We start from the raw sequence: 23,326 nt of genomic DNA on the forward strand, positions 1-23,326 counted from the left end.
GGACTTAGAAGAACAGTCGCCGCAGGGCCTCGCCCGGATCTTCTTCGCGCATGAAGGCCTCGCCCACCAGGAAGCCGTGGACGTCGTTCTCGCGCATGCGCAGCACATCGTCTCGGCTGTGGATGCCGGACTCGGTGATCACCGTGACCTCGGGCGGAATCCGCGGCAGCAGTTCCAGGGTGGTCTCGAGTCGGGTATTGAAGGTATGCAGGTCGCGGTTGTTGATCCCGACCAGATCCAGATCGAGCGCCAGCGCCCGCTCCAGTTCCTGGGCGTCGTGGACCTCCACCAGCACGTCCATGCCAAGCTCGCCAGCCTGCTGGTGCAGGTCGCGCATCTGGGCGTCCTCCAGGGCGGCGACGATCAGCAGGATGCAGTCGGCGCCGATGGCCCGCGCCTCGCTGACCTGGTAGCCGTGGACGATGAAGTCCTTGCGGATCACCGGCAGGCTGCACGCCTCGCGGGCGGCAATCAGGTAGTCCTCATGGCCCTGGAAGAAGTCAGCGTCGGTCAGCACCGAGAGGCAGGCCGCCCCACCCCGGGCGTACTGAGCGGCGATCTCGGCCGGGCGAAAGTCCTCACGGATCAGCCCCTTCGAGGGTGACGCCTTCTTGACCTCGGCGATCACCGCGGCGTCGCCGTCGCGGATCCGCTCGGCCAGCGAGATGACGAAACCGCGCGGTGCATCCTGCTCTCGCGCACGCGCGAGCAGCGCCTGCTCGCTGACCTGGCGGCGTCGGCTGGCGACCTCCTCGTCCTTGCGCTCGAGGATTCGCTCGAGGATCGTCGGGGTGGCATTGGCCATGTTGTGATTCTCCTTGCGGCCCGTCGGGCTCTTTTCAGAAAGGTCCTACTGAGCGAACACCCGGGTAAAGTGGGCCAGTTCCTTCATCTTTTCCAGCGCCAGCCTGGTTCCCTGGGCGTCCTGGGCCATCAGCACGCCTTCCTTGAGGGAATCGGCCACGTCGGCGGCGTAGAGGGCAGCGCCGGCGTTGAGGGCGACGATATCCGCCGCAGGCCCCTCGCCGGAAAGCGCCTTCTCGACCAGGCGCAGGCTGTCTTCGGCGGTCTTGACCTTGAGCGGAGCGAGCGACTGACGCTCGATACCGACATCCTCGGGGGTCAGGGTATAGCGGTGGATCTCGCCATCCTTGAGTTCGGCGATGCGGGTCGGCGCCGCCAGCGAGATTTCGTCCAGGCCGTCTTCGGCGTGGGCCACCAGCACATGCCGACTGCCGAGCTGACGCAGCACCTCCACCATCAACTCCAGCAGGTCGGCGTGGTAGACGCCGAGCAGCTGATTGGGCGCACTGGCAGGGTTGGTCAACGGCCCCAGAATATTGAACAGGGTGCGCACACCCATCTCGCGGCGCGGACCGATGGCGTGACGCATGGCCGGGTGGTGATTGGGCGCGAACATGAAGCCGACGCCGACCTCCTCGATGCAGCGGCCTACCTGTTCGGCGTCCAGATCCAGGCCGATGCCGGCCACCTGGAACAGATCGGCGCTGCCCGAGGACGACGACACCCCTCTGTTGCCGTGCTTGGCCACATGGGCGCCGGCGGCGGCGGCGACAAAGCTCGAGGCGGTGGATACGTTAAACAGGTTGGCGCCGTCCCCACCGGTGCCGACGATATCCACGACGTTGTCGCAGGACAGCGTTACCGGCGTCATCAGGTCGCGCATCACCTGGGCGCAGCCACTGATTTCCTCGGCGGTCTCGCCCTTCATCGCCATCCCCATCAGAAAGGCGGCGACCTGGGCGTCACTGGCCTCGCCGGTCATGATGGTGCGCATCACCGCATAGGCCTGCTCTCGGCCCAGGTTCTCCCGGCGCATCACCGCCGCGATGGCATTGGTCATCTGCATGCAAGTCTCCTGATGGTAGTCAGTGGCGCTCGAGGAAATTGGCCAGCATCTCGTGTCCCTGTCGCGACAGGATCGATTCCGGGTGGAACTGCACCCCTTCGATGGGCAGCTCCTTGTGGCGCAGGCCCATGATCAGGCCGGGGGTGACGTCGTCGTCATCGGTCCAGGCGGTGATCTCGAGACACTCCGGCAGACTCTCGCGCTCCACCACCAGCGAATGGTAGCGGGTCACCGAGAGCGGATCATCGAGGCCCTTGAACACGCCCTGTCCGGCATGGCGAATGTCGGAGGTCTTGCCGTGCATGACCTGGGGCGCGCGGACCACCTTGCCGCCGAACACCTGGCCGATGGCCTGGTGGCCGAGGCACACACCGAGCAGCGGCAGCTTGCCGGCGAAGTGGCGAATCAGCTCCAGCGAGATGCCGGCCTCGTTGGGCGTGCAGGGCCCCGGCGACACCACGATGTGGCTGGGCGCCATGGCCTCGATCTCGTCGAGGCTGATGGTGTCGTTGCGTCGGGTTACCACCTCGGCGCCCAGTTCGCCTAGGTACTGGACGATGTTGTAGGTGAAGCTGTCGTAGTTATCGAGCATCAAGATCATGGTGGCTCCAGGATTCAATATTGGGCTTCACCCAGCGAGACGACCCACACACAAAAATGCCGCCTCGCGGGCGGCACTTTCGCTGTCCTGACCGTCGTTGTCCAGACCGTGGTCCGCGACACCCCGGCGCTCAGGGTTCCTCCGCCCGCTTCAGTCGAAGGGGCGCCACCACTGCTGGCGATCACGGGACGGTGCGGAGGTCATATTCATCATGGGCTTATAGTGTGTGTCGTGGTCATGGCTGTCAAGCGGATGTCAGGCCGAACTCAGCGCAGTCCCTGCTCGGCCATGGCCACGGCACGAAACAGCGCACGCCCCTTGTTCAGGGTCTCGTCCCACTCGGACTGGGGCACCGAGTCCGCCACCACGCCGGCGCCACACTGGACGTGCAGCTGACCGTCCTTGATCACCGCGGTGCGGATGGCGATGGCGGTGTCCATGTTGCCATGCCAGGACAGGTAGCCGACGGCCCCGGAGTAGACGCCGCGCTTGACCGGTTCGACCTCGTCGATGATCTCCATCGCGCGGATCTTGGGCGCTCCGGACAGGGTGCCCGCCGGGAAGGTGGCGCGCAGCACGTCCATGGCGCTGTAGCCCGGCTTCAGCTTGCCGGTGACGTTGGAGACGATGTGCATGACGTGGGAGTAGCGCTCGATGGCCATCTGATCGGTCACCTCGACGCTGCCGGTCTCGGAAATGCGGCCGACGTCGTTGCGGCCCAGGTCGATCAGCATCAGGTGCTCGGCGACCTCCTTGGGGTCGGCCAGCAGGTCCTCCTCCAGCGCCTTGTCCTCGGCCTCGGTCTTGCCGCGCACCCGGGTGCCGGCGATCGGACGCACCGTCACCATGCCATCCTCCAGGCGGGTCAGGATCTCCGGCGAGGCACCCACCACATGGTGGTCGTCAAGGTTGAAGAAGAACATGTAGGGCGACGGATTGAGGCTGCGAAGAGCCCGATACAGGTCCAGCGGCTCGGCCTGGAACTCGATCGACATGCGCTGGGACGGCACGCACTGCATCACGTCGCCCGCCAGCACGTACTCCTTGATCCTTTCCACCGCCGACTTGAAGCCCTCTTCGGTGAAGCCGGAGGTGAAGTGTCCCTCCTCCACCGCCGGGCGCGCGTCACCGGGCACTCGCGAGGCCACCGACAGCGGGCTGCGCAGGGCGTCTTCCAGGGCGCTCAGCCGGGCCTGGGCGGCGCTGAAGGCCGAGGGCGTGGAAGGATCGGCGTGGGTCCACAGGGTCAGACGCCCATAAAGGTTGTCGAACACCACCAGCTCATCGCACACCATCAACAGGATGTCCGGCACCCCGATGGGGTCGTCCTTCTCCACACCGGCCAGGCGCGGCTCGATATAGCGGATGGTGTCGTAGCCGAAGTAGCCCACCAGTCCGCCGTCGAAGATCGGCTGGTTGTCGAGCACCGGCACCTTGAAGCGACGCTGGAACTCCTCGATCCAGGCCAGCGGATCTTCCACTTCGGTGGCGCCGGTCACGTCACCATCGACAATATGCTGAACCTGATAGCCCCGCACCTCGATGCGTTCGCGACAGGGCAGACCGATGATCGAGTAACGCCCCCACTTCTCGCCGCCGGTCACCGACTCGAGCAGAAAGGTCCAGGGTTGATCGGCCAGTTTCAGATAGGTGGACAGCGGCGTGTCCAGGTCGGCCATCATCTCGCGGGTGATGGGAATACGGTTGTAGCCGGCCTGGGCCAGCTCATCGAAACGCTCGGGGGTCATCATGCCCAGATCCTCAATTCAAGAGACGAAAGTGACAACGACAAGAACGGAGAAACGGTCACCATCGCCAACCGCAGGACGTCGTAGGCAGCGACGCAGACAGATGCGGACAGGACATCGAGGAGAAGCAAGGCTGGGCCATGGGCAGTCCACCAGCGAAACGAATGAATGAAGCCAACGAGTGACAGACCGCTACCGCGAGACCCGTGCGCCGCGCTCGCGGATTCCACACGACGGGATTCCCTGTGACGGGCGCCTGGCAAGGCCTGCAATAGCGAGGATTTATCGGCATGACGCTAACGACAGTGTCATGCCAAAAAACCCTAAACGAGTTGTTCCAGCGATTCAACCACCAGATCCGGCTCGCTCAGGCTGATCGGTTCACCGTGATTGTAGCCGTAAGGCACCGCCACGGTACGGAAACCGGCGGCCTTGCCCGCCGCGACATCGTGACGGGAGTCGCCCACCATAAGACAGTACGAGGGACAGACGTCGAACTGCTGGGACAGGTGTCGCAGCGGCATGGGGTCAGGCTTGCGACGAGGCAGGGTGTCGCCACCGAGGCAGGCGGAAAAGAAGCCATCGATACCCAGATGCTCGAGGATCGGGTGGATGAAGGCCTCGGGCTTGTTGGTGACCAGACACAGGATCAGACCCCGCCCGAACAGCCGCTTCAAGGTCTCCGTCACCCCCGGATAGAGCCTCGTCCTGTCGCAGGGACGGCGATGGTAGTGCTCGAGGAAGCGCTCGTGGGCGGTCTTCAACAGCACCTCGCTGGGGGCCTCGCCCAGTGCATCGGTCAGGGCACGTTCCAGCAGCACCCAGGCACCATTGCCGACCCAGTCGCGCACCCTGGCTTCGCCTGCCGGCGCCAGTTCGACGTCGATCAAGGCGGAATCCACCGCCGCTGCCAGGTCCGGGACCGAATCGATCAGGGTGCCATCCAGATCGAAGGCCACCAACAGCACCCCCTCCAGGGCGTCACCCATAGGCCGTCTCCTCGACTATGCCGAAATTGGAATATCTATGCGCGGCGCACATTCTGGCGCAAGCGCCGTGGTCAGCCAAGCACTTATCTGTCTATGATGGCGCTCCACCTTTTTTCTGGAGCTCATCATGAGCAAACCCACCATCGTGGTTGTCGGCGGCGGCGCCGGCGGCCTTGAGCTGGTCACGCGCCTGGGACGACGGCTCGGCAAGAAGGACAAGGCCGACATCGTGCTGGTCGATCGCAATTCGACCCACATCTGGAAACCGCTGTTGCATGAGGTCGCCACCGGCGTCCTCGACTCGGGCCTCGACGAGATTTCCTATCAGGCCCACTCGGCGGCCAATGGCTACCGCTTCCAGCGCGGCACCCTGTGCGATCTGGATCGTGAGTCCCGCCAACTGACCCTGGCCCCCATCGTCGATGACGAGGGCAACGAGATCCTGCCGGCGCGGCGTCTCGACTACGATCACCTGGTACTGGCGGTCGGCAGCGTCAGCAACGACTTCGGCACGAAAGGCGTGGCGGACCACTGCCACTTCCTCGACAGTCCTGCCCAGGCCGAAGGCTTTCGACAGGCACTGCTCAATACCTTCATGCGCTACAGCACCCGGCTCGAGGATCAGGATCCCTGCATTACCGTGGGCATCATCGGGGCCGGGGCCACCGGCGTCGAACTGGCCGCCGAGTTGCACGACGCCTCGCGCATGCTCAAGAGCTACGGCTTTACCGCGCTGGGCCGCGAGCACCTGCGGGTCCACCTGATCGAGGCCGCGCCCAAGGTGCTGCCGGCGCTGCCGGACCGCATCAGCGGCGCGGTGCACAAGGAACTCGAGAACCTGGGGGTCAAGGTCCATGTGGACACCCGGGTGACCATGGTCGACGAGCGCGCCATCCACACCACCGACGATGACGCCATCGAAATCGACCTGGGGGTGTGGGCCGCCGGCATCAAGGCTCCGGCCTTCCTGGCAGAACTGGGGCTGGAGGTGGAGCGCAACAACAGGGTCAAGGTGGCCGCCACCATGCAGAGCATCGATGACCCGCACATCTTCGCCTTCGGCGACTGCGCCAGCTGCCCCCAGGAAGACGGCACGGTGGTGCCGCCCAGGGCCCAGGCCGCCCACCAGCAGGCCGGCGTGCTCTACCGTAACCTGTGTGCCGTGGTCGACGGCAAGCCGCTCAAGGAATTTGTCTTCCGCGACCGAGGCTCGCTGATTTCGCTGGCCCACTTCGACGCCATCGGCAGCCTGATGCGCGCCGCCTCGGCCCGTAGCCTGTTCATCGAGGGTAACCTGGCGCGCTTCTTCTACGCCTCGCTCTACCGCATGCACCAGCGCGCCATCCACGGCACGGTCAAGACCGCGATGATGGTGGTGGTCGATGGGCTTAACCGCTTCCTCAAGCCCAGGCTAAAGCTGCACTAGGGCTCGTCTGAAAAGTGCCTGCACTCGTCGACTTTTCGGACAGAGCCTAGTCCCTGCCCGCACTCCCCTGGCAGACATCGCACGCACGTTCACAGCTAGAGAGGCTGCCCCAGGGCAGCTTCTCTCGTTTGTCGTCATCGACAGCACCACATCCTGCTCAGGCGTTGGCCTGGGGCTCGTCCTTGGCGTGGTGATAGAGATGCACGTCGCGCTGGGGAAAGGGAATGCTGATACCTTCGCGATCGAAGCGACGCTTGATCTCCTCGGTCATCTCCCAGTAGACGTCCCAGTAGTCGGATGCCTGCACCCAGGGCCGCACGATCCATGTGATGGAGGAGTCGCCCATGGCATTCATGCGGATATTCGGCGCCGGTTCGCTGAGCACGCGAGGGTCGTCGGCGACCACGCTCTCCAGCACCCGACGCACGGTATCGATGTCGTCGTCATAGCCGACCCCCACCGTCAGATCGACCCGACGAGTGGCGTGGGCAGAATAGTTGACCACGGCACCGCTCATCATCTGGCCGTTGGGCACGATGATCTTGCGATTGTCCGGCGTGCTCAGCTCGGTGCTGATGATCTGCACATCCTCGACGGTGCCGCTGACCCCACCTGCCTCCACGTAGTCGCCGATCCGGTAGGGGCGGAAGATGATGACCATGACCCCGGCGGCGAAGTTGGCAAGCGACCCCTGCAGGGCCAGACCCACCGCCAGACCGGCGGCACCGATCACCGCGATCAACGAGGCGGTCTGGATACCGATCCGGCTGATGGCGGCCAGGATCACGAAGGTCAGCAGCAAGGCATACAGGATGTTGCCGAGGAACTTGACCAGCAGGGGTTCGACGTCGGCACGCTGCATGCCCTTGACCACCACCCGGTGTACCGCCTTGGCCACCCAGCGACCGATGATGAAGATCGCCGCCGCGGCGACCAGATTGATCAGAAACTGCAGCCCGGTGGTCGAGGCAAACTCGATCAGGGCCTCCACGTCCAGCTTTTGCAGGAACTCCATCTACCTCTCCTTGTATGTCGTTTTCGTTATCGAAGTACGATCCTGCTCGACCACCGCCCTCGCTTCGTCAGTGCTGATGCGCGCTGCCAGCCACTGGCGCTTGCGACGCACCGACATGCGCTTGACGGCGATTTCCAGCCGGCTGGCGTCACCTCGCGTGCCGACCGGCTCCTGATGGCGAAGCGTCAGCGGGCCCTTGCCACGCAGCGCCTTGGCGCCCTTGCCGCTGCGGTGTTGCTCGACACGTCTGGCGACATCGGTGGTAATGCCGGTATAAAGCGCCCCGGCCGCCGTCTCGACGATATACAGGTACCACGTCGTCGTTGCCGCCGCCGGCAGCTCGGGTACTGGCTCGCCTGAGACAGGCTCATCTGAGACAGGCTCGACTAAGCCCGGCTCATCCAAGCCCGGCTCGCCTAAGCCCGGCTTGCCTGAGCCAGCATAGTCCGAATCGCCAATCACCGCGTAGAGGCCAGGCGCGAGCGAAAGTCGGCGATGATGCTGTCATAGCCGTGGGGGTCCTCGTCGCGACGCGCGCCGAACACCGCGGAGCCCGCGACGAAGGTGTCCGCCCCGGCGCGCGCGATCTCGGCGATATTGTCTACCTTCACGCCACCATCCACCTGCAGACGAATGTCCCGTCCGCTGGCGTCGATGCGCGCACGCGCCTGGCGCAGCTTGTCGAGCGTCGCCGGGATGAACGACTGCCCGCCGAACCCCGGATTGACGCTCATCAGCAGCACCATGTCGACCTTGTCCATCACGTAGTCCAGGTAGGACAGTGGCGTCGCCGGGTTGAACACCAGTCCCGCCTTGCAGCCGCCGTCACGAATCAGCTGCAGCGAGCGATCGATATGTTCGGAGGCCTCGGGGTGGAAGGTGATGTAGCTGGCACCGGCATCGATGAAGTCACCGATCAGTCGATCCACGGGCTTGACCATCAGGTGGGCATCGATGGGCGCGGTGACGCCATGCTTGCGCAGCGCCTCACAGACCATCGGCCCGATGGTCAGGTTAGGCACGTAGTGATTGTCCATCACGTCGAAGTGGACGATATCGGCACCCGATGCCAGCACGTTGTCGACCTCTTCTCCCAGGCGGGCGAAGTCAGCGGACAGGATCGAAGGCGCGATCAGGAAGTCGTTCATGGAGTCATCCGAGGAGAGAGTCATGGTGGAGGCCACAAGGGCTCGACGAAAAGCGGCATTCTAGCAGTTGGTCCCGCCCGCATCAGCGATCTTCCTCCACATCTTCTGCCGATTCGTCCGGTTGCAGTCGTCTATAGTATGCGCGTTGCGACATCTTATATTCCAAACAGTTTTAACAAACAGGATTGTAATTCCTTAAAATTAGCCTTAGCCTTCGTTGCGATCCGCCGATTTCCCCGGCCCACCCCCGACGTCAAGGAACCCCGACATGAAGCTGCCCCCGATCCTGCGCCGTACCGCCCTGTCCCTGTCCCTGGCCGCCGGCCTCGGCGGTGCCATGGCCTCGCCGGTAATGGCCGAGGACAAGGAGCTGCTCAACTCGTCCTATGACATCGCCCGCGAGCTGTTCGCCGCCATCAACCCGGCGTTTCAGCAGCACTGGCAGGCAGAGAATGACGGTGAGCTGACCATCAAGCAGTCCCACGGCGGCTCTTCCGCCCAGGCCCGCGCCATCCTGCAGGGCCTGAAGGCCGACGTGGTGACCTACAACCAGGTCACCGACGTCCAGGTACTGGCCGATGCCGGCCTGGTCGCGGAAGACTGGCAGAGCCAGTTGCCCAACAATGCCTCGCCCTACTACTCCACCACCGCCTTCCTGGTGCGCAAGGGCAACCCCCAGGGCATCGAGAGCTGGGAAGACCTGGCCGCCGAGGGCGTCGAACTGGTGTTCCCCAACCCCAAGACCTCCGGTAACGGCCGCTATACCTACCTGGCCGCCTGGGGTGCCGCCGAGCGCAACTTCGACGGCGACAAGGACCAGGTGCGCGAGTTCATGAGCGACTTCCTCGGCAATGTGAAGGTGTTTGACACCGGCGGTCGCGGCGCCACCACCAGCTTCATCGAACGTGGCATCGGCGACGTGCTGATCAGCTTCGAGTCCGAGGTCAACAATATCCGTGACGAGTACGGCAGCGACGAATACGACGTCATCGTGCCGCCGGTCAGCATCCTCGCCGAGTTCCCGGTGGCGGTGGTCGAGGAAAACGCTGAGCGCAACGGCAACCTCGAGCTCGCCCGTGCCTACCTCGACTACCTCTACACCGAGGAGGCCCAGCGCCAGCTGGCAGGCTTCAACTACCGCGTCCACAACGAAGCGGTGAAGGAAGAGTTCGCCGATAGCTTCCCCGAGACCGAGCTGTTCGAGGTCCAGGACGTGTTCGGTGGCTGGGACAGCGCCATGGACACCCACTTCAAGAGCGGCGGCGAGCTGGACCAGCTGCAGCGTCGCTGATCGTCAAGGCAAGCGACCTATCCCATGCACAAGGCCATCTCCCTGCCCTTTGCCCGATCCGCCCGGCGCCGCGTGCTGCCGGGCTTCGGCCTGTCTCTGGGCATCAGCCTCACCTTCGTCTCGCTGGTACTGCTGCTGCCGCTGACCGGCCTGGTCGGCCAGCTCAAGGGGCTGTCGCTGTCCGAGTACTGGTTCATCATCAGTGAACCCCGCGTGGTGGCAAGCTACGTCACCACCATCGGTGGCGCCCTGGTGGCGGCGCTGGTCAACGCCGTGTTCGGGCTGTTGATGGCCTGGGTGCTGGTGCGCTACGACTTCCCCGGCAAGCGCCTGCTCGATGCCCTGATGGACCTGCCCTTCGCGCTGCCCACGGCGGTCGCCGGCATCACCCTGGCAACGCTCTACTCGTCCAAGGGCTGGATGGGACAGCTGCTGGAGCCGTTGGGCTGGCAGGTGTCCTACACCTGGGTCGGCATCGCCCTGGCCATGGCCTTCACCAGCATCCCCTTCGTCGTGCGCACGGTGCAGCCGGTGCTCGAGGACCTGCCCGCGGAAATCGACGAAGCCGCCATGAGTCTGGGCGCCCGCGACGGTGTGGCCTTTCGTCGGGTCATCCTGCCCCACCTGTGGCCGGCCCTGGTCACCGGCACCGGGCTCGCCTTCGTGCGCTCCCTGGGCGAATTCGGTGCGGTGATCTTCATCGCCGGCAACATGCCCTACGAGACCGAGATCACCTCGCTGATGATCTTCGTCAAGCTGCAGGAGTACGACTACGTGGGGGCCTCGGCCATCGCGTCGGTGGTGCTGGCGACCTCGCTGGCGCTGCTGCTGGCGATCAACCTGTGGCAGGGACGCTTTATTCGCCGACTGCACGGAGGACGCGGCTGATGCAACGAATCGGTGACGCCCCCTGGCTCAGGCGCAGCCTGATCGCGCTGGCGGTAACGCTCTCGGCACTGTTTCTGCTGCTGCCGCTGCTGGCCATCTTCGCCCAGGCCCTGGCCGAGGGTGTCGGGCCCTTCATCGCCAATGTCACGGATCACTTCACCCTGGCGGCGATCGGCCTGACCCTGTTCATCACCCTGCTGACGATCCCGGTCAACCTGGTCTTCGGAGTCATGCTGGCCTGGCTGGTGACCCGCTTCGCCTTCCCCGGACGGCGCCTGCTGCAGACACTGATCGACATCCCCTTCGCCATCTCGCCGGTGGTGGCGGGCCTGGTTTACCTGCTGCTCTACGGCCGCAACGGCTGGATCGGCGGCTGGCTGGATGCCCACGACATCCAGCTGATGTTCGCCTGGCCCGGCATCTTGATGGTGACCATCTTCGTCACCTGCCCCTTCGTCGCCAGGGAGCTGATCCCGCTGATGCAGGCCCAGGGCTCCCGCGAGGAAGAAGCGGCGGTAACCCTCGGCGCACGCGGCTTTACGCTGTTTCGCCGGGTGACCCTGCCCAATATCCGCTGGGCCCTGCTCTACGGCGTGATCCTGACCAACGCCCGGGCGGTGGGTGAATTCGGCGCGGTCTCGGTGGTCTCCGGGGCCATCCGCGGCGAGACCAACACCCTGCCGCTGCACGTGGAGCTTCTGTATCAGGACTACAACACCGTCGGCGCCTTCGCCAGCGCCGCCCTGCTGGCGCTGATCGCCCTGCTTACCCTGGCCGCCAAGGCCACGCTCGAATGGCGCGCGACGCGCCGGGAGGCCCTGACATGAGCATTCGTCTCGACCATATCCAGAAGCACTTCGGACGCTCCCAGGCGCTGTCTCCCATCGACCTGGACATCAACAGCGGCGAGCTGATCGGCCTGCTGGGCCCGTCCGGTTCCGGCAAGACCACCCTGTTGCGGATCATCGCCGGGCTCGAGACACCGGACGACCACCCCGACTGCCGCATTCTGTTCGGCGAACGCGACGTGACCCATGTCCACGTACGTGACCGGCGTATCGGCTTCGTGTTCCAGCACTACGCGCTGTTCCGCCATATGAGCGTGTTCGACAATGTCGCCTTCGGCCTGACTGTGCTGCCCCGCCGCGAGCGTCCGTCCAGCGGTGAGATCCGCTCCCGGGTCATGCAGCTACTGGAGATGGTGCAGCTGTCTCACCTGGCCGAACGCTTCCCGGCGCAGCTCTCCGGCGGGCAGCAGCAGCGTGTCTCGCTGGCACGCGCCCTGGCCCTCAAGCCAGAGGTGCTGCTGCTCGATGAACCCTTCGGGGCGCTCGATGCCAAGGTCCGCCAGGAGCTGCGTCGCTGGCTCAGGCACCTGCACGACGAGCTGGGCTTCACCAGCGTGTTCGTGACCCACGACCAGGAGGAAGCGCTGGAGCTGTCTGACCGTGTGGTGGTGATGAGCAACGGCCGTATCGAGCAGATCGACACCCCGGAGACGCTGTACCGTCAACCGCGCAATCGCTTCGTGTTCGAATTCCTCGGCGACGTCAATCATCTGGAAGGCGAGGTTCGCGGCGGCGTGCTGACCTGCGGTGAGGCGCGCCTGACACTGGACCTGGACGACGGCCCTCAGGAAATCCTGCTGCGCCCCCACGAGGTACAGGTGGCCGCCGCCCCCAGTGCCGACGCTCACCTGCCCGCGGTGGTCACCGCGGTGGTCCCGGTGGGCGCCGAAGTGCGCATCGAGCTGAACGCCGACTGGATGGACGAGCCCTGGATGGCGACCCTGAGCCATGGCGACGCCGAACGCCTGGCACTTGGCCGTGGCTCCCGGGTCTACGCCCTGCCCCGCCGCTGGCACCACTATCCAGACAGTCGGCCCGATAGCCAGCAACCGGACGTGTCGGGTGATAGATCCGCCAAGAGTGGTGCCAAGCGCCGAGAATCCGGCGCAACTGTCTAAGCGCCGAGAATCCGGCGCAACTGTCTAAGCGCCGAGAATCCGGCGCCACCGTCTAAGCGCCGCCAAGGGTGGCGCCACTGTCCAAGCGCCGCTAATCCGGCGCAGACGCCCGCCTGGCGGGCCTTGTCCGCTTCGATCAGCCCAGGAACTTTTGCTGCACGCCCCCCTCTGATAGACGTACTATCGCCCGTCCAGGCAAAGCCTCGTCCGACGAGTGCGCACTACGGTGCGATTTCTACCGATAACACGACAAGGAGTTCCCCTATGCTTCGTCGCCTTCTGTTGGGCGCCGCTGGAGTGACCGCGCTGCTCGCGCTCAGCGCCTGCTCGAGCCCCCACCATCTGCAGCCCGACCCCAAGCGCAGCGTGGCCGTGCCGGCCTCCGGCTCTGGCCAGGCGGTCACCGTCATCGCCGCCGATGACCGCCCCTCGGACGTGCTCGGTACCCGCAGCGGCAGCGCAAGCTCCACCGCCACCATCAGCGTCAGCCCCCACGAGATCGTGCCGAGGCTTCAGGCCGAGGTGGAGCGGGCAGTGCGCGAGATGGGCTTCAGCCCCACCGCCGAACCGGCTCCGGGCCGCCCCAGCCTGACGCTGACGCTGAAGAAGCTGAGCTATGAACGCGGCCAGAGTCAGCCGCTGGTGGACGAGGCCAGACTGGAAAGCGTCATCGAGGCCGAAGCCAGCAATGACGGCCAGACCTACACCGGCACCTACACCTCGCGCCGCGTGCAGAGTTATGCGGTGAAGCCGGACAAGGCAACCAATCAGCGCATGGTCACCGACCTGCTCACCGACGGTCTGAACCGGGCCTTCGCCGACCCGGAGCTGGGCCAATTGCTGGCCCGCTGACGCTCGCCCGCCCCGCGGGGCGGGCCAGGCAGGCACACGACAGCGCGCCGCCCCTTGTGGGTGGCGCACTTTGGTTGGATGCACTCAATCACTCGTCGGTGGTGGGACCACGCCGTACCAGCGCCCAGACCGACTCACGAAAGCCATTGGCTTCGGGCTCGCCGTCTTCCAGGTGGGTGACGATGAAGTTGGGGTCGAACAACCGCCTCACCTCGGCGCCGTCCACATGGAACGGCGGACCTTCGTCGCCGCTCCGACTCAGACTGACCAGCAGCCCCCGCGCGCCAGGCGGTATCAGCTGGGCCAGGTGAAAGGCGTAGCGCTGGCGGGTGGCCTCGGGCAAGGCGATCAGGGCGGCGCGATCATAGAAGGCGCCGATCTCCGAGGCCTGGGCGATATGGAAGTGAAAGAAGTCACCGCACCATAGCTCGATACTGCCCTGACGCAGAATCGCGAAACCGTCCTGCTGGTAGCGCGACACCTCCCCTCGGCCATCTTCCACAAACTGTTCGAGCGCGCGCTCCGACAGCTCGATGCCGAGCACCGGATGTTGATGCTCGGCCAGCCAGCGCATGTCCAGACTCTTGCCGCACAGCGGCACCAGTACCTTGGTCCCGGGAACCGCCCCGAGCATCGGCCAGTGGCGGATCAGTGCAGGATGAACGCTATCGCGATGAAAGCCGATGCGCCCCTCTTCCCAGCGTTTCAACCAGTGTTCGTGCATCGAATTCTCTGTCCCGGGTGCTAGAACCAGCGGTCGCGCTTGCGCCGACGCCGCGGCAGGTGCGGCACGATCAGGCCGACGATCAGGCCCGCCCCGGCGACGCCCCCGCCGTACATGAAGTAGCGCATCAGCAGGTCTTCCTTGCGGGTCTCCAGGCGAGCCTCGAGGTCCTTGTTGGTCTCGCTGATATCGCTGAAGGCGCTCTCCAGCTCATGATTGCGTGCTTCCAGTTCGGCGATGCGGCTCTCGCGCACCTCGAGGGTCTCGGTCATGGTCCGAGTGCGCTCTTCCCAGCTTTCGTTGATGCCGTCGAGCTCCTCGGTGAGTTCTTCCACCCTTGCCTCGAGCTTGGGCAGCTGGTCGCTGGCGCTGGGGGTCTGTTGCAGTTCGCTGCTGGGGACCCAGACCACGTCTCCGCTGTCGCTTCGGACCTGGGAATAGTCGCCGGAGGTGTCCAGCAGGGTCACCGGCTGGCCGGCGGTCAAGGTGCCGACGATGCGGTAGCCGTCGGTGGGACCACTACGCACATAGGTGGTGAGTTCGTCCGACACCCACCGTGAGGTGCCGTCGTCCTGAGCCATCGCCGGCAGGGCGGCGCCGGTCAGGGCGAGGCCCAGGGTCACTGTCTTGAGAAATTGCGTTTTCATGCCGTCTTTCCTGGCTAATCTGGGCTCGGTTGCGACTCGAGTGACGCTGCGCCGGCTTCCTGCCAAGCCGCAACGTGCGATGAGACCAAGGAGGGTGACAAACGTTCCACAGCTCCTGTGGACAAGTGTCGGGAAAACCGCTGGACATCGCTGTCCTGCGGGCGAGACACCTGGGGTTGGCACAAAATGGTCATAAAATAGCCAGCCCGCGTTCCCATCCGCCCGCAAGACTATCACATTGGCTCACCGGGATACCCCGGCCGGTGGACCAAGATCCACCGGGATCTCCGCGCGCCCTGCCCTGGTCCCTGGCCGGTACTTCGGCAAACTGGCCCCACCCGGGCCGGGTGCGTATAATGCGCCACCATGCGCCACGGTCGTTCGACCGCCAGTCTCGCGCCCATTCACCACCACTCACGTGACCAGGCACCCCTGGTGCCCATCGGGCCGGGAGCCCGACATATTGCTATGACGAAGAAACTCTTCATCAAGACCCACGGCTGCCAGATGAACGAGTACGACTCTGCCCGCATGGCGGATCTGCTCGGCGACTCCCATCAGATGGAACTGACCGACAACGAACAGGACGCGGACGTGATCCTGCTCAACACCTGTTCGATTCGGGAAAAGGCCCAGGAGAAGGTTTTCCACCAGCTCGGTCGCTGGAAGAAGCTCAAGCAGTCCAACCCCGATCTGGTGATCGGCGTCGGTGGCTGCGTGGCCAGTCAGGAAGGCGAGGCCATTCGCAAGCGCGCCCCCCACGTCGACATGGTGTTCGGTCCCCAGACCCTGCACCGGGTGCCGAGCATGCTCGACGCCAGCCGTGACAACCAGATCTCGGTGGTGGACGTCACCTTCCCCGAGATCGAGAAGTTCGATCACCTGCCCAAGCCCAGCTCCGACGGCGCCAGCGCCTTCGTCTCGGTGATGGAAGGCTGCTCCAAGTACTGCACCTTCTGCGTGGTGCCCTACACCCGTGGCGAGGAAGTCTCGCGGCCGTTCGAGGCGGTCATGGACGAGGTTTTCCACCTGGCCGACCAGGGCGTTCGCGAGATCAATCTGCTGGGCCAGAACGTCAACGCCTACCGCGGGCTCAACGACGACGGCGACGAAATCGATCTGGCCGAACTGATCGCCTGCGTGGCGGCGGTCGACGGCATCGACCGTATCCGCTTCACCACCTCGCACCCGGTGGAATTCAGTGACAGCCTGATCGAGGCCTACGCCGAGATTCCGGAGCTGGTCAGCCACCTTCACCTGCCGGTGCAGGCCGGTTCCGACCGCATCCTGGCGGCGATGAAGCGCGGTCACACGGTCGAAGAGTACGTCGACAAGATGGAGCGCATCCGCGCCCTGCGCCCGGACATCAGCTTCTCCTCGGACTTCATCATCGGCTTCCCGGGCGAGACCGAGGAGGACTTCGAGGCGACCATGGACCTGATCCATCGCATCGGCTTCGACGTGTCCTTCAGTTTCGTCTACTCCGCTCGCCCGGGCACGCCGGCGGCGGCGCTTGACGACGAGACCCCGGAGGAGATCAAGAAGCAGCGCCTGGCGATCCTGCAGGAGCGCATCAACCAGCAGGCGATGCAGATCAGTCGGCGCATGGTGGGCACTACCCAGCGTGTGCTGGTCAGCGGCTTCTCGCCCCGCGACCCGGGCCAGCTGTCCGGACGCACCGAGAACAACCGGGTGGTCAACTTCCGCGCGGCCAACCCCACCGAGCTGATCGGCTACTTCGTCGACGTCGAGATCACCGAGGCCCTGCCCAACTCGCTGCGTGGCGAACTGGCTTCCGGCGAGCGCTACTGAGGCTCGCCCTGCTCCGGGACGGGCGGCTTGGCCGTTTCACCATGACGATCGCCAACGCACAGGACCCGGAGCATTGCCCTGGCCCACGCCGGGGCAGTAAGCTGAACCTTCAAAGCCACCCAAACACGGATTCTTCACGCCTTGAGCCAGCCATCGACCCAGGCCAACCGCATCATCACGCTCAACCTCGAACCCAACGAGCCCCGCCGTCTTGCCAACCTGTGTGGCCAGCGCGACGAGCATCTGAAACTGATCGAAAGCCGGCTCGGCGTCACCCTGCGCAACCGCGGCAACATGTTCCAGCTGGCCGGCCCCGGCGCTCGCGTCAAGGCGGCCGCGAACCTGGTGGAACACCTCTATCGTGAGGCCGAGGCCACCGAGCTGACCCCGGACACCGTGCACCTGTTCCTGCAGGAAGCCGGCATCGAGGCCCTCGACGAGGACGCCGAAGAAGACGCCGGCGAGGGCGAGGTGCTGATTCGTACTCCGCGCACCCTGATCAAGCCGCGCGGCCTCAATCAGCAGGGCTACGTCACCAGCATCCGCAACCACGACATCAACTTCGGCATCGGCCCCGCCGGCACCGGCAAGACCTACCTGGCGGTGGCGGCTGCGGTGGAAGCGCTCAACCAGCAGCAGGTGCGACGCATCCTGCTGGTGCGCCCGGCGGTGGAAGCCGGCGAGAAGCTCGGTTTTCTGCCCGGTGACCTTGCCCAGAAGATCGATCCCTACCTGCGCCCACTGTATGACGCCCTGTACGAGATGATCGGCTTCGAGCAAGTCGCCAAGCTGATCGAGCGCCAGGTGATCGAGATCGCGCCGCTGGCCTACATGCGCGGGCGCACCCTGAACAATGCCTTCATCATTCTCGACGAGAGCCAGAACACCACTCGCGAGCAGATGAAGATGTTCCTGACCCGCATCGGCTTCGGCTCCACCGCGGTGATCACCGGCGACGTGACCCAGGTCGACCTGCCCAAGGGCCAGAGCTCCGGCCTGATCCAGGTGCTCGATGTGCTCAAGGACACCGCCGGTATCGGGGTGACCCACTTCGCCGCCAAGGACGTGGTTCGCCACCCGCTGGTGCAGCGTATCATCGAGGCCTACGACCTGTTCGAGGCCAACCAGGAAGCCGAGGAGCGCGCTCGCCGCGAGGCGCGTGCCGAAGAGCGTCGGCTGGAGCGTGCCGAGCGTCTACAGTCCATGAACGGTGACGGAGACGCCCACCGATGAGCGCCTGCGTGGACCGTCAGGTGGCCAGCGAGGCCAGCGACCTGCCAGAGGTCGATGACCTCGAGCGCTGGGTCGACGCCGTGCTGGCCCACTTCCCCGAACGGGCGGAGTCGGAACTCACGATTCGCCTGGTCGACGCCGACGAGAGCCAGACCCTCAACCGTGACTACCGTGGCAAGGATGCCCCGACCAATGTCCTGTCATTCCCCTTCGAGGCCCCGCCAGGCCTCGAGCTTCCGCTGCTTGGCGATCTGGTGATCTGCCATCCGGTGGTCGTGCGCGAAGCACGCGAGCAGGACAAGTCGCTGATCGATCACTACGCTCATATGGTCGTGCACGGCACCTTGCATTTGCTGGGCCATGACCATATCGAGGATGAGGAGGCCGACCTCATGGAAGGCCTCGAGCGCAGTATCCTTGCCGGCCTGGGCATTGACGACCCTTACGCCCCGCCGGCCCCATCTCCGGATCCCGGTAGCGAGGACGAGAGAGCCGACGCATGAGCGAAGACCGATCGAGTAGCCAGGCCCCCAACAAATCCTGGTTCGACAAACTCTTCAGTGCCCTGTCCAGCGACAGTGACGAACCCAGTTCGCGAGAAGAGTTGCGCGAATTCCTGCGCCAGGCGGGCAGCCGCCTGAAGCTTGAGCAGGATGCCATGACCATCATCGAAGGCGCCCTGAACATCAGCGACCAGCAGGTCAGGGAGGTGCTTATCCCGCGCTCCCAGGTCACCGCCCTGGAGCTCGATCAGCCGCTGGAGGACTACCTGCCGATCATTCTCGAGACCGGTCACTCACGCTACCCGGTGATCGGCGAGAACCTCGACGAGGTTAAGGGCATCCTGCTGGTAAAGGACCTGCTGCCGTTGCTGCAGGGGTCCAGCGACGACCGCCCCTTCCAGCTTGAAGAAGTCCTGCGCCCTGCCATGTTCGTACCCGAGTCGAAGCGCCTCAACAGCCTGTTGAAGGAGTTCCGCGACACCCACAGCCATATGGCGGTGGTGGTGGACGAGTACGGCGGCACCGCCGGGATCGTCACCATCGAGGACATCCTCGAGGAGATCGTCGGCGACATCGAAGACGAGCACGATACCGACGAGGAAGAGGACATCCGCCAGCTGGGCGATGACCGCTACGCGGTGCGTGCCCTGACCCCCATCGAGGACTTCAACGAGCGCTTCGGCACGCGCTTCTCCGACGACGAGTTCGATACCCTGGGAGGACTGGTGATGCAGCGTTTCGGCCACCTGCCGGCGCGCGGCGAACATACTCTGATCGGGGGCTGGCGCTTCACCGTGCTCAACGCCGACAATCGGCGTATCCGGCTGCTCGAGGTCGAACCCGAAAGCCGTACCGACGACTGAACCCGTGCGTCCCCGCCCGGGGACGCCTTGCCTTTCTCGCCCACACCAAGGATGGACCCCATGCTCGAGCGAGTGCTCGGCGGCAGGGCCGGCTACCTTGCCGCCCTGATCGCCGGAGGGCTGACGACCCTCGCCGCCGCCCCCTTTTCCTGGTGGTGGCTGGCCCCGCTGGCCGCCGCCCTGGTCTACGCCGGTCTCTATCGGCGGGGCGCACGCCAGGCGCTGCTGCGCGGCTGGTGTTACGGCCTCGGACTGTTCGGAAGCGGCGCCTCCTGGGTCTACGTATCGATCCACGACTATGGCTACACCAGCGCACCGCTGGCGTTCTTCCTGACCGCCCTGTTCGTGGCCAGCATGGCGCTATTCGTCGCCTTGCCGATGGGGCTGTTCCGTCGCCTGATGCCGGCCCGCCCCACCGCGCTGGCGGGCGGGCTCGGCTTCGTCGGCTTCTGGGTACTGATGGAGTGGATCAGGACCTGGCTGTTCACCGGCTTTCCCTGGCTGCTGCTCGGCAGCACCCAGGTCGACTCACCGCTGTCGGCGCTGGCGCCCCTGGGCGGCGTCTACCTGCTGTCGCTGGTGGTGGCGGCCAGCGGTGTGCTGCTGACGGAGCTCGCGCGGCCACGACCGCTGGCCGCCCTGCCGCTGGTGGCGCTGTGGGGCCTGCCCTGGCTGCTGCCGAACCAGTGGACCTCGCCCACCGGTGATCCGCTGAACGTGGCTCTGTTGCAGGGCAACCTGCCCCAGGAGATCAAGTGGCTGCCAGAAGGCCAGCGCCAGGCGGTCAATACCTATCTGGGCATGACCGGTGACCTGGAGGCGACCGTCCCGGTGGAGCCGGACATCGTTATCTGGCCCGAGGCCGCCCTGCCGATGTTCGAGGACCAGGCCCAGCCGATCATGGCCCGCGCCCAGGCGGCGCTGGCCCCCGAGACGGCGCTGCTGACCGGCATCCTTCAGCGCGACGCCGACGGGCGTTTCTTCAACGCCGTGAGCGCCTACGGCAACGCCAGTGGCGCCTATCGCAAGGCCCACCTGGTGCCCTTCGGCGAGTACCTGCCACTGGAAAGCCTGCTCAGGGGCGCCATCGCCTTCTTCGACCTGCCGATGCCGGCCATGACGCCGGGACCGGATACGCAGCCGCCGATGACCGCCGCCGGTCACACCCTCGGCAACGCCATCTGCTACGAGATCATCTACGCCGACCTGGTGGCCGAGCGTGCCCGTGATTCGGAACTGCTGCTCACCGTCTCCAACGACAGCTGGTTTGGCGATTCGATCGGCCCCCACCAGCACCTGGAAATGGCCCGGCTGCGCGCCCTGGAAAACGGCCGCTACGTGATGCGAGCCACCAGCAATGGCATCACCGCCATCATCGACGATCAGGGCCGCCTGCTCGACCAGCTGCCCCAGTTCGAGACGGCGCGCCTGGACGGTCAGGTACAGCCGATGCAGGGGCTGACGCCCTTCACCCGCACCGGTAGCTGGCCCACCTGGCTCGTCGCCGGGCTGATGCTGCTGGCGGGCGCACTGTGGCGCCGGCGGGACTGAGCCAACGCAAGCCGACGCAAGCCGACGCAAGCCAACGACCGTCGACGGCGCTCTGGCCGCGAACGACATTCACCACAAACGACAACGCCGCGAGGGCTCGCCCTCGCGGCGTTGTTGTGTTGCAACCGTGTTACAACAGTGGGGATCAGTGTACGAGCGTCAGGCGGGTATCAAGGGCCAGATGCGTTCCTCGGATACCCTCCTGCCTGTCACGCTGACGAACGTTACTCGGCGGCCTCGTCGTCCTCCGCCTCGCCCAGCACTTCAGGGATGCTGGTCTTGACGAAACGCCCCGGCGCGGGCTCCAGCAGCGGCAGCTCACCGCCACCAGGCTCGCGGGCATCGACCATCTTGTCGGCGTCCACGTAGCCACCCTTGACCATCCACTCCTGCCAGTGGGGCCACCAGGAGCCTTCATTGGCCTTGGCCCCGGCCAGCCACTCTTCGTGGTTGTCGGGTAGCTCGTCGTTGGTCCAGTAGCCGTACTTGTTCTTGTGCGGCGGGTTGACCACGCCAGCGATATGGCCGGAGCCCCCCAGCACGAAGGTCACCGGGCCCTTGGGCAACAGCGCGCCGTAGTAGCTGCTGTTCCACTTGGCGATATGGTCTTCCTTGGTGGCGATGAAGTAGCTCGGCGTCGACACCTTGCGCAGGTCGATCTTGACGCCGTCGAGCTCGACACCGCCTGGCTCGACCAGCTGGTTCTCCTGATACAGGTGGCGCAGGTACCAGCCGTGGGTGCCCGCCGGCAGGTTGGTGCCGTCGGTATTCCAGTACAGCAGGTCGAAGGCCGCAGGATCCTCGCCCTTCAGGTAGTTGTTGACGTAGAACGACCAGAACAGATCGTTCTCCCGCAGCAGGTTGAACGAGTAGGCCATGACGCGGCCATCCAGGTAACCGTCCTGCTCGAGCTTGGCTTCGATGCCCTGAAGTACCGGTTCGCTCAGGAAGACGCCGATCTCGCCGGGGTCACGGAAGTCCTGCAGGGTCGCCATGTAGGTCACCGACTTGGCCTTGCGCCCGCGCCGGGTACTGGTCAGGTAGGCCATGGTCGAGGCCGTCAGGGTGCCGCCGATGCAGTAGGACAGGAAGTTGGCCGACTTCTCGCCAGTGGCCTGCTCGATACCGTCCAGCGCCGCGATCGGGCCAAGCTGCATGTAGTCCGCCCAGGTCAGATCGCGCTGCTCCGGTCCGGGGTTGCGCCAGGAGATCAGGAACACGGTGTGGCCCTGGTCCACCAGCCACTTCACCAGCGAGTTTTCCGGGCGCAGGTCGAGCACGTAAAACTTGTTGATCCAGGGTGGCACGATCAACAGCGGCGTCTTGAACACCTTCTCGGTGGTGGGCGCGTACTGGATCAGCTGGATCAGCTCGTTTTCCATCACCACCGCGCCTTGTGACACCGCGATGTTTTCACCGACCTCGAAGGCGCTGCGATCGGTCATGGTGACGTTGAGACCCTCGGCCGAGTTGGCCAGGTCTTGGCGCAGACGCGACAGACCGTCGACCAGGTTCTGGCCCCGGGTCTCGAGGGTCTTGCGCATGACTTCGGGATTGGTGGAGACGAAGTTGGTCGGCGACATGGCGTTGACCATCTGACGCGCGTAGAAGGACAGATTGCGCTTCTCGCCGGGGCTCAGATCGTCGAGCTTGTCCACCAGAGTCTCGACGGTGTTCGAGAACAGCAGATACTGCTGCATGATGGCGTTGTAGCCAGGATCGCTGGTCCAGGCCTCGTCCTTGAAGCGGCGATCGCCGCGGGACGGCGTCACCAAGGGCTCGAAAGCGCCACCGCTGGCCGCCGCCATGGCCTGTTGCCACAGCGCCATCTGATCCTGCATCAGCTTGGCCTGGGTCTCCCATAGCAGGGTGGGATTGCGCATCAGCGATTCGGCACCGGCCTGGAAGCTGTTGCGAATGTCCTCCATCACCGAATCCGCTGCGTCATTGGGCACCATGCGCGAAAGGAAATCTTCCATCAACGCCTGGTACTCGGCGCCCAGCACCGATAGCTGGTTGCCCCATTCCTCCGGGTTGTCCGCCGCCTGATCACCTGCCGCCATTGCGTTCTCCTCTGGCCTGCCCTGCAAAAAAGGGTGGACCACCGTCGGCCTCGCGGCGTCACAGCTATCCACCCTCGTTTCGTCATCGTTGTTGGGGGGCGAGTCGGCCGCCGCTGTCTATACCGTCGTGCGGCAG

Annotated in this window: 22 protein-coding genes; 11 read left to right on the forward strand and 11 right to left on the reverse strand. The window is 65.1% G+C overall.

From position 1 onward, the window contains the following. Positions 1–4: 4 nt before the first annotated feature. The 5 genes from trpC to NFH97_RS03225 form a co-directional block, all read right to left on the reverse strand. Complete coding sequence (gene trpC, locus NFH97_RS03205; RefSeq protein WP_108131493.1) at positions 5–805, reverse strand: indole-3-glycerol phosphate synthase TrpC; 801 nt, start codon at positions 803–805, stop codon at positions 5–7. Positions 806–850: 45 nt separating this feature from the next. Next, positions 851–1,870: an anthranilate phosphoribosyltransferase gene (gene trpD, locus NFH97_RS03210; RefSeq protein WP_045994365.1), complete on the reverse strand. Its 1,020-nt coding sequence runs from the start codon at positions 1,868–1,870 to the stop codon at positions 851–853. 19 nt (positions 1,871–1,889) lie between these two features. Further along, the gene (locus tag NFH97_RS03215) at positions 1,890–2,471 is read right to left on the reverse strand and encodes an anthranilate synthase component II (RefSeq protein WP_045994387.1); all 582 of its coding nucleotides are present in this window, start codon (positions 2,469–2,471) and stop codon (positions 1,890–1,892) included. 266 nt (positions 2,472–2,737) lie between these two features. Then, positions 2,738–4,219, reverse strand: coding sequence for an anthranilate synthase component I (gene trpE, locus NFH97_RS03220; RefSeq protein WP_045993597.1), 1,482 nt, complete (start codon positions 4,217–4,219; stop codon positions 2,738–2,740). A 323-nt stretch (positions 4,220–4,542) separates the two neighbouring features. Further along, positions 4,543–5,208 (reverse strand): phosphoglycolate phosphatase, encoded by a 666-nt coding sequence (locus tag NFH97_RS03225; RefSeq protein ID WP_045993566.1) that lies wholly within the window; start codon positions 5,206–5,208, stop codon positions 4,543–4,545. A 127-nt stretch (positions 5,209–5,335) separates the two neighbouring features. Between NFH97_RS03225 and NFH97_RS03230 the strand changes: the two genes are divergently transcribed. After that, positions 5,336–6,634, forward strand: coding sequence for an NAD(P)/FAD-dependent oxidoreductase (locus NFH97_RS03230; protein WP_045993565.1), 1,299 nt, complete (start codon positions 5,336–5,338; stop codon positions 6,632–6,634). 157 nt (positions 6,635–6,791) lie between these two features. Here NFH97_RS03230 and NFH97_RS03235 read toward each other — a convergent pair whose 3' ends face one another. From NFH97_RS03235 to rpe, 3 genes are read right to left on the reverse strand one after another with little or no spacing between them, the layout of a single operon-like run. Continuing rightward, positions 6,792–7,649, reverse strand: a complete 858-nt coding sequence (locus NFH97_RS03235) for a mechanosensitive ion channel family protein (protein ID WP_045991780.1) — start codon at positions 7,647–7,649, stop codon at positions 6,792–6,794. Next, the gene (locus NFH97_RS03240; protein WP_231498480.1) at positions 7,650–8,054 is read right to left on the reverse strand and encodes a GIY-YIG nuclease family protein; all 405 of its coding nucleotides are present in this window, start codon (positions 8,052–8,054) and stop codon (positions 7,650–7,652) included. Between the two features lie 53 nt (positions 8,055–8,107). After that, positions 8,108–8,797 (reverse strand): ribulose-phosphate 3-epimerase, encoded by a 690-nt coding sequence (rpe, locus tag NFH97_RS03245; RefSeq protein ID WP_083970258.1) that lies wholly within the window; start codon positions 8,795–8,797, stop codon positions 8,108–8,110. Positions 8,798–9,134: 337 nt separating this feature from the next. Between rpe and cysP the strand changes: the two genes are divergently transcribed. The 5 genes from cysP to NFH97_RS03270 all read left to right on the forward strand — a co-directional run bounded on the left by cysP (position 9,135) and on the right by NFH97_RS03270 (position 13,794). Continuing rightward, entirely contained in the window at positions 9,135–10,088 is a 954-nt protein-coding gene (gene cysP, locus NFH97_RS03250) for a thiosulfate ABC transporter substrate-binding protein CysP (protein ID WP_502878708.1), read from the forward strand. 24 nt (positions 10,089–10,112) lie between these two features. After that, positions 10,113–10,976, forward strand: coding sequence for a sulfate ABC transporter permease subunit CysT (gene cysT / locus NFH97_RS03255; RefSeq protein ID WP_108131489.1), 864 nt, complete (start codon positions 10,113–10,115; stop codon positions 10,974–10,976). Continuing rightward, positions 10,976–11,803, forward strand: a complete 828-nt coding sequence (gene cysW, locus NFH97_RS03260) for a sulfate ABC transporter permease subunit CysW (protein ID WP_108449783.1) — start codon at positions 10,976–10,978, stop codon at positions 11,801–11,803. Before cysT ends, cysW begins: the two co-directional genes overlap by 1 nt. Further along, on the forward strand, positions 11,800–12,942 hold the full coding sequence (locus NFH97_RS03265) for a sulfate/molybdate ABC transporter ATP-binding protein (RefSeq protein WP_108131487.1): 1,143 nt from the start codon (positions 11,800–11,802) through the stop codon (positions 12,940–12,942). Before cysW ends, NFH97_RS03265 begins: the two co-directional genes overlap by 4 nt. Positions 12,943–13,206: 264 nt before the next feature. Further along, positions 13,207–13,794, forward strand: coding sequence for a YajG family lipoprotein (locus NFH97_RS03270; RefSeq protein WP_045991784.1), 588 nt, complete (start codon positions 13,207–13,209; stop codon positions 13,792–13,794). Positions 13,795–13,882: 88 nt separating this feature from the next. Here NFH97_RS03270 and NFH97_RS03275 read toward each other — a convergent pair whose 3' ends face one another. Both NFH97_RS03275 and NFH97_RS03280 read right to left on the reverse strand, forming a co-directional pair. Further along, positions 13,883–14,518, reverse strand: a complete 636-nt coding sequence (locus tag NFH97_RS03275; protein ID WP_108131486.1) for a class I SAM-dependent methyltransferase — start codon at positions 14,516–14,518, stop codon at positions 13,883–13,885. A gap of 20 nt (positions 14,519–14,538) precedes the next feature. Further along, the gene (locus tag NFH97_RS03280; RefSeq protein WP_108131485.1) at positions 14,539–15,165 is read right to left on the reverse strand and encodes a TIGR04211 family SH3 domain-containing protein; all 627 of its coding nucleotides are present in this window, start codon (positions 15,163–15,165) and stop codon (positions 14,539–14,541) included. 468 nt (positions 15,166–15,633) lie between these two features. On the opposite strand from NFH97_RS03280, the gene miaB reads away from it, so the two are divergent. From miaB to lnt, 5 genes are all read left to right on the forward strand, one after another. After that, positions 15,634–16,977, forward strand: coding sequence for a tRNA (N6-isopentenyl adenosine(37)-C2)-methylthiotransferase MiaB (gene miaB, locus NFH97_RS03285; protein ID WP_045991787.1), 1,344 nt, complete (start codon positions 15,634–15,636; stop codon positions 16,975–16,977). Between the two features lie 141 nt (positions 16,978–17,118). Beyond that, positions 17,119–18,210 carry a PhoH family protein gene (locus NFH97_RS03290; protein WP_045991788.1) on the forward strand — a complete coding sequence of 364 codons (1,092 nt, stop codon included), beginning with the start codon at positions 17,119–17,121 and terminating at the stop codon, positions 18,208–18,210. Beyond that, complete coding sequence (gene ybeY / locus NFH97_RS03295) at positions 18,207–18,713, forward strand: rRNA maturation RNase YbeY (RefSeq protein ID WP_222515513.1); 507 nt, start codon at positions 18,207–18,209, stop codon at positions 18,711–18,713. Before NFH97_RS03290 ends, ybeY begins: the two co-directional genes overlap by 4 nt. Next, positions 18,710–19,576, forward strand: a complete 867-nt coding sequence (locus tag NFH97_RS03300; protein ID WP_045991790.1) for a CorC family transporter — start codon at positions 18,710–18,712, stop codon at positions 19,574–19,576. The genes ybeY and NFH97_RS03300 overlap by 4 nt, the downstream gene beginning before the upstream one ends. Positions 19,577–19,636: 60 nt before the next feature. Further along, entirely contained in the window at positions 19,637–21,127 is a 1,491-nt protein-coding gene (gene lnt / locus NFH97_RS03305; protein WP_222515514.1) for an apolipoprotein N-acyltransferase, read from the forward strand. 224 nt (positions 21,128–21,351) lie between these two features. Here lnt and phaC read toward each other — a convergent pair whose 3' ends face one another. Next, complete coding sequence (phaC, locus tag NFH97_RS03310) at positions 21,352–23,190, reverse strand: class I poly(R)-hydroxyalkanoic acid synthase (protein WP_222515515.1); 1,839 nt, start codon at positions 23,188–23,190, stop codon at positions 21,352–21,354. Positions 23,191–23,326: the final 136 nt, after the last annotated feature.

The sequence above is a fragment of the Halomonas sp. SCS19 genome (assembly GCF_040147015.1).
In the GTDB taxonomy this organism is placed as follows: Bacteria; Pseudomonadota; Gammaproteobacteria; order Pseudomonadales; family Halomonadaceae; genus Halomonas; species Halomonas litopenaei.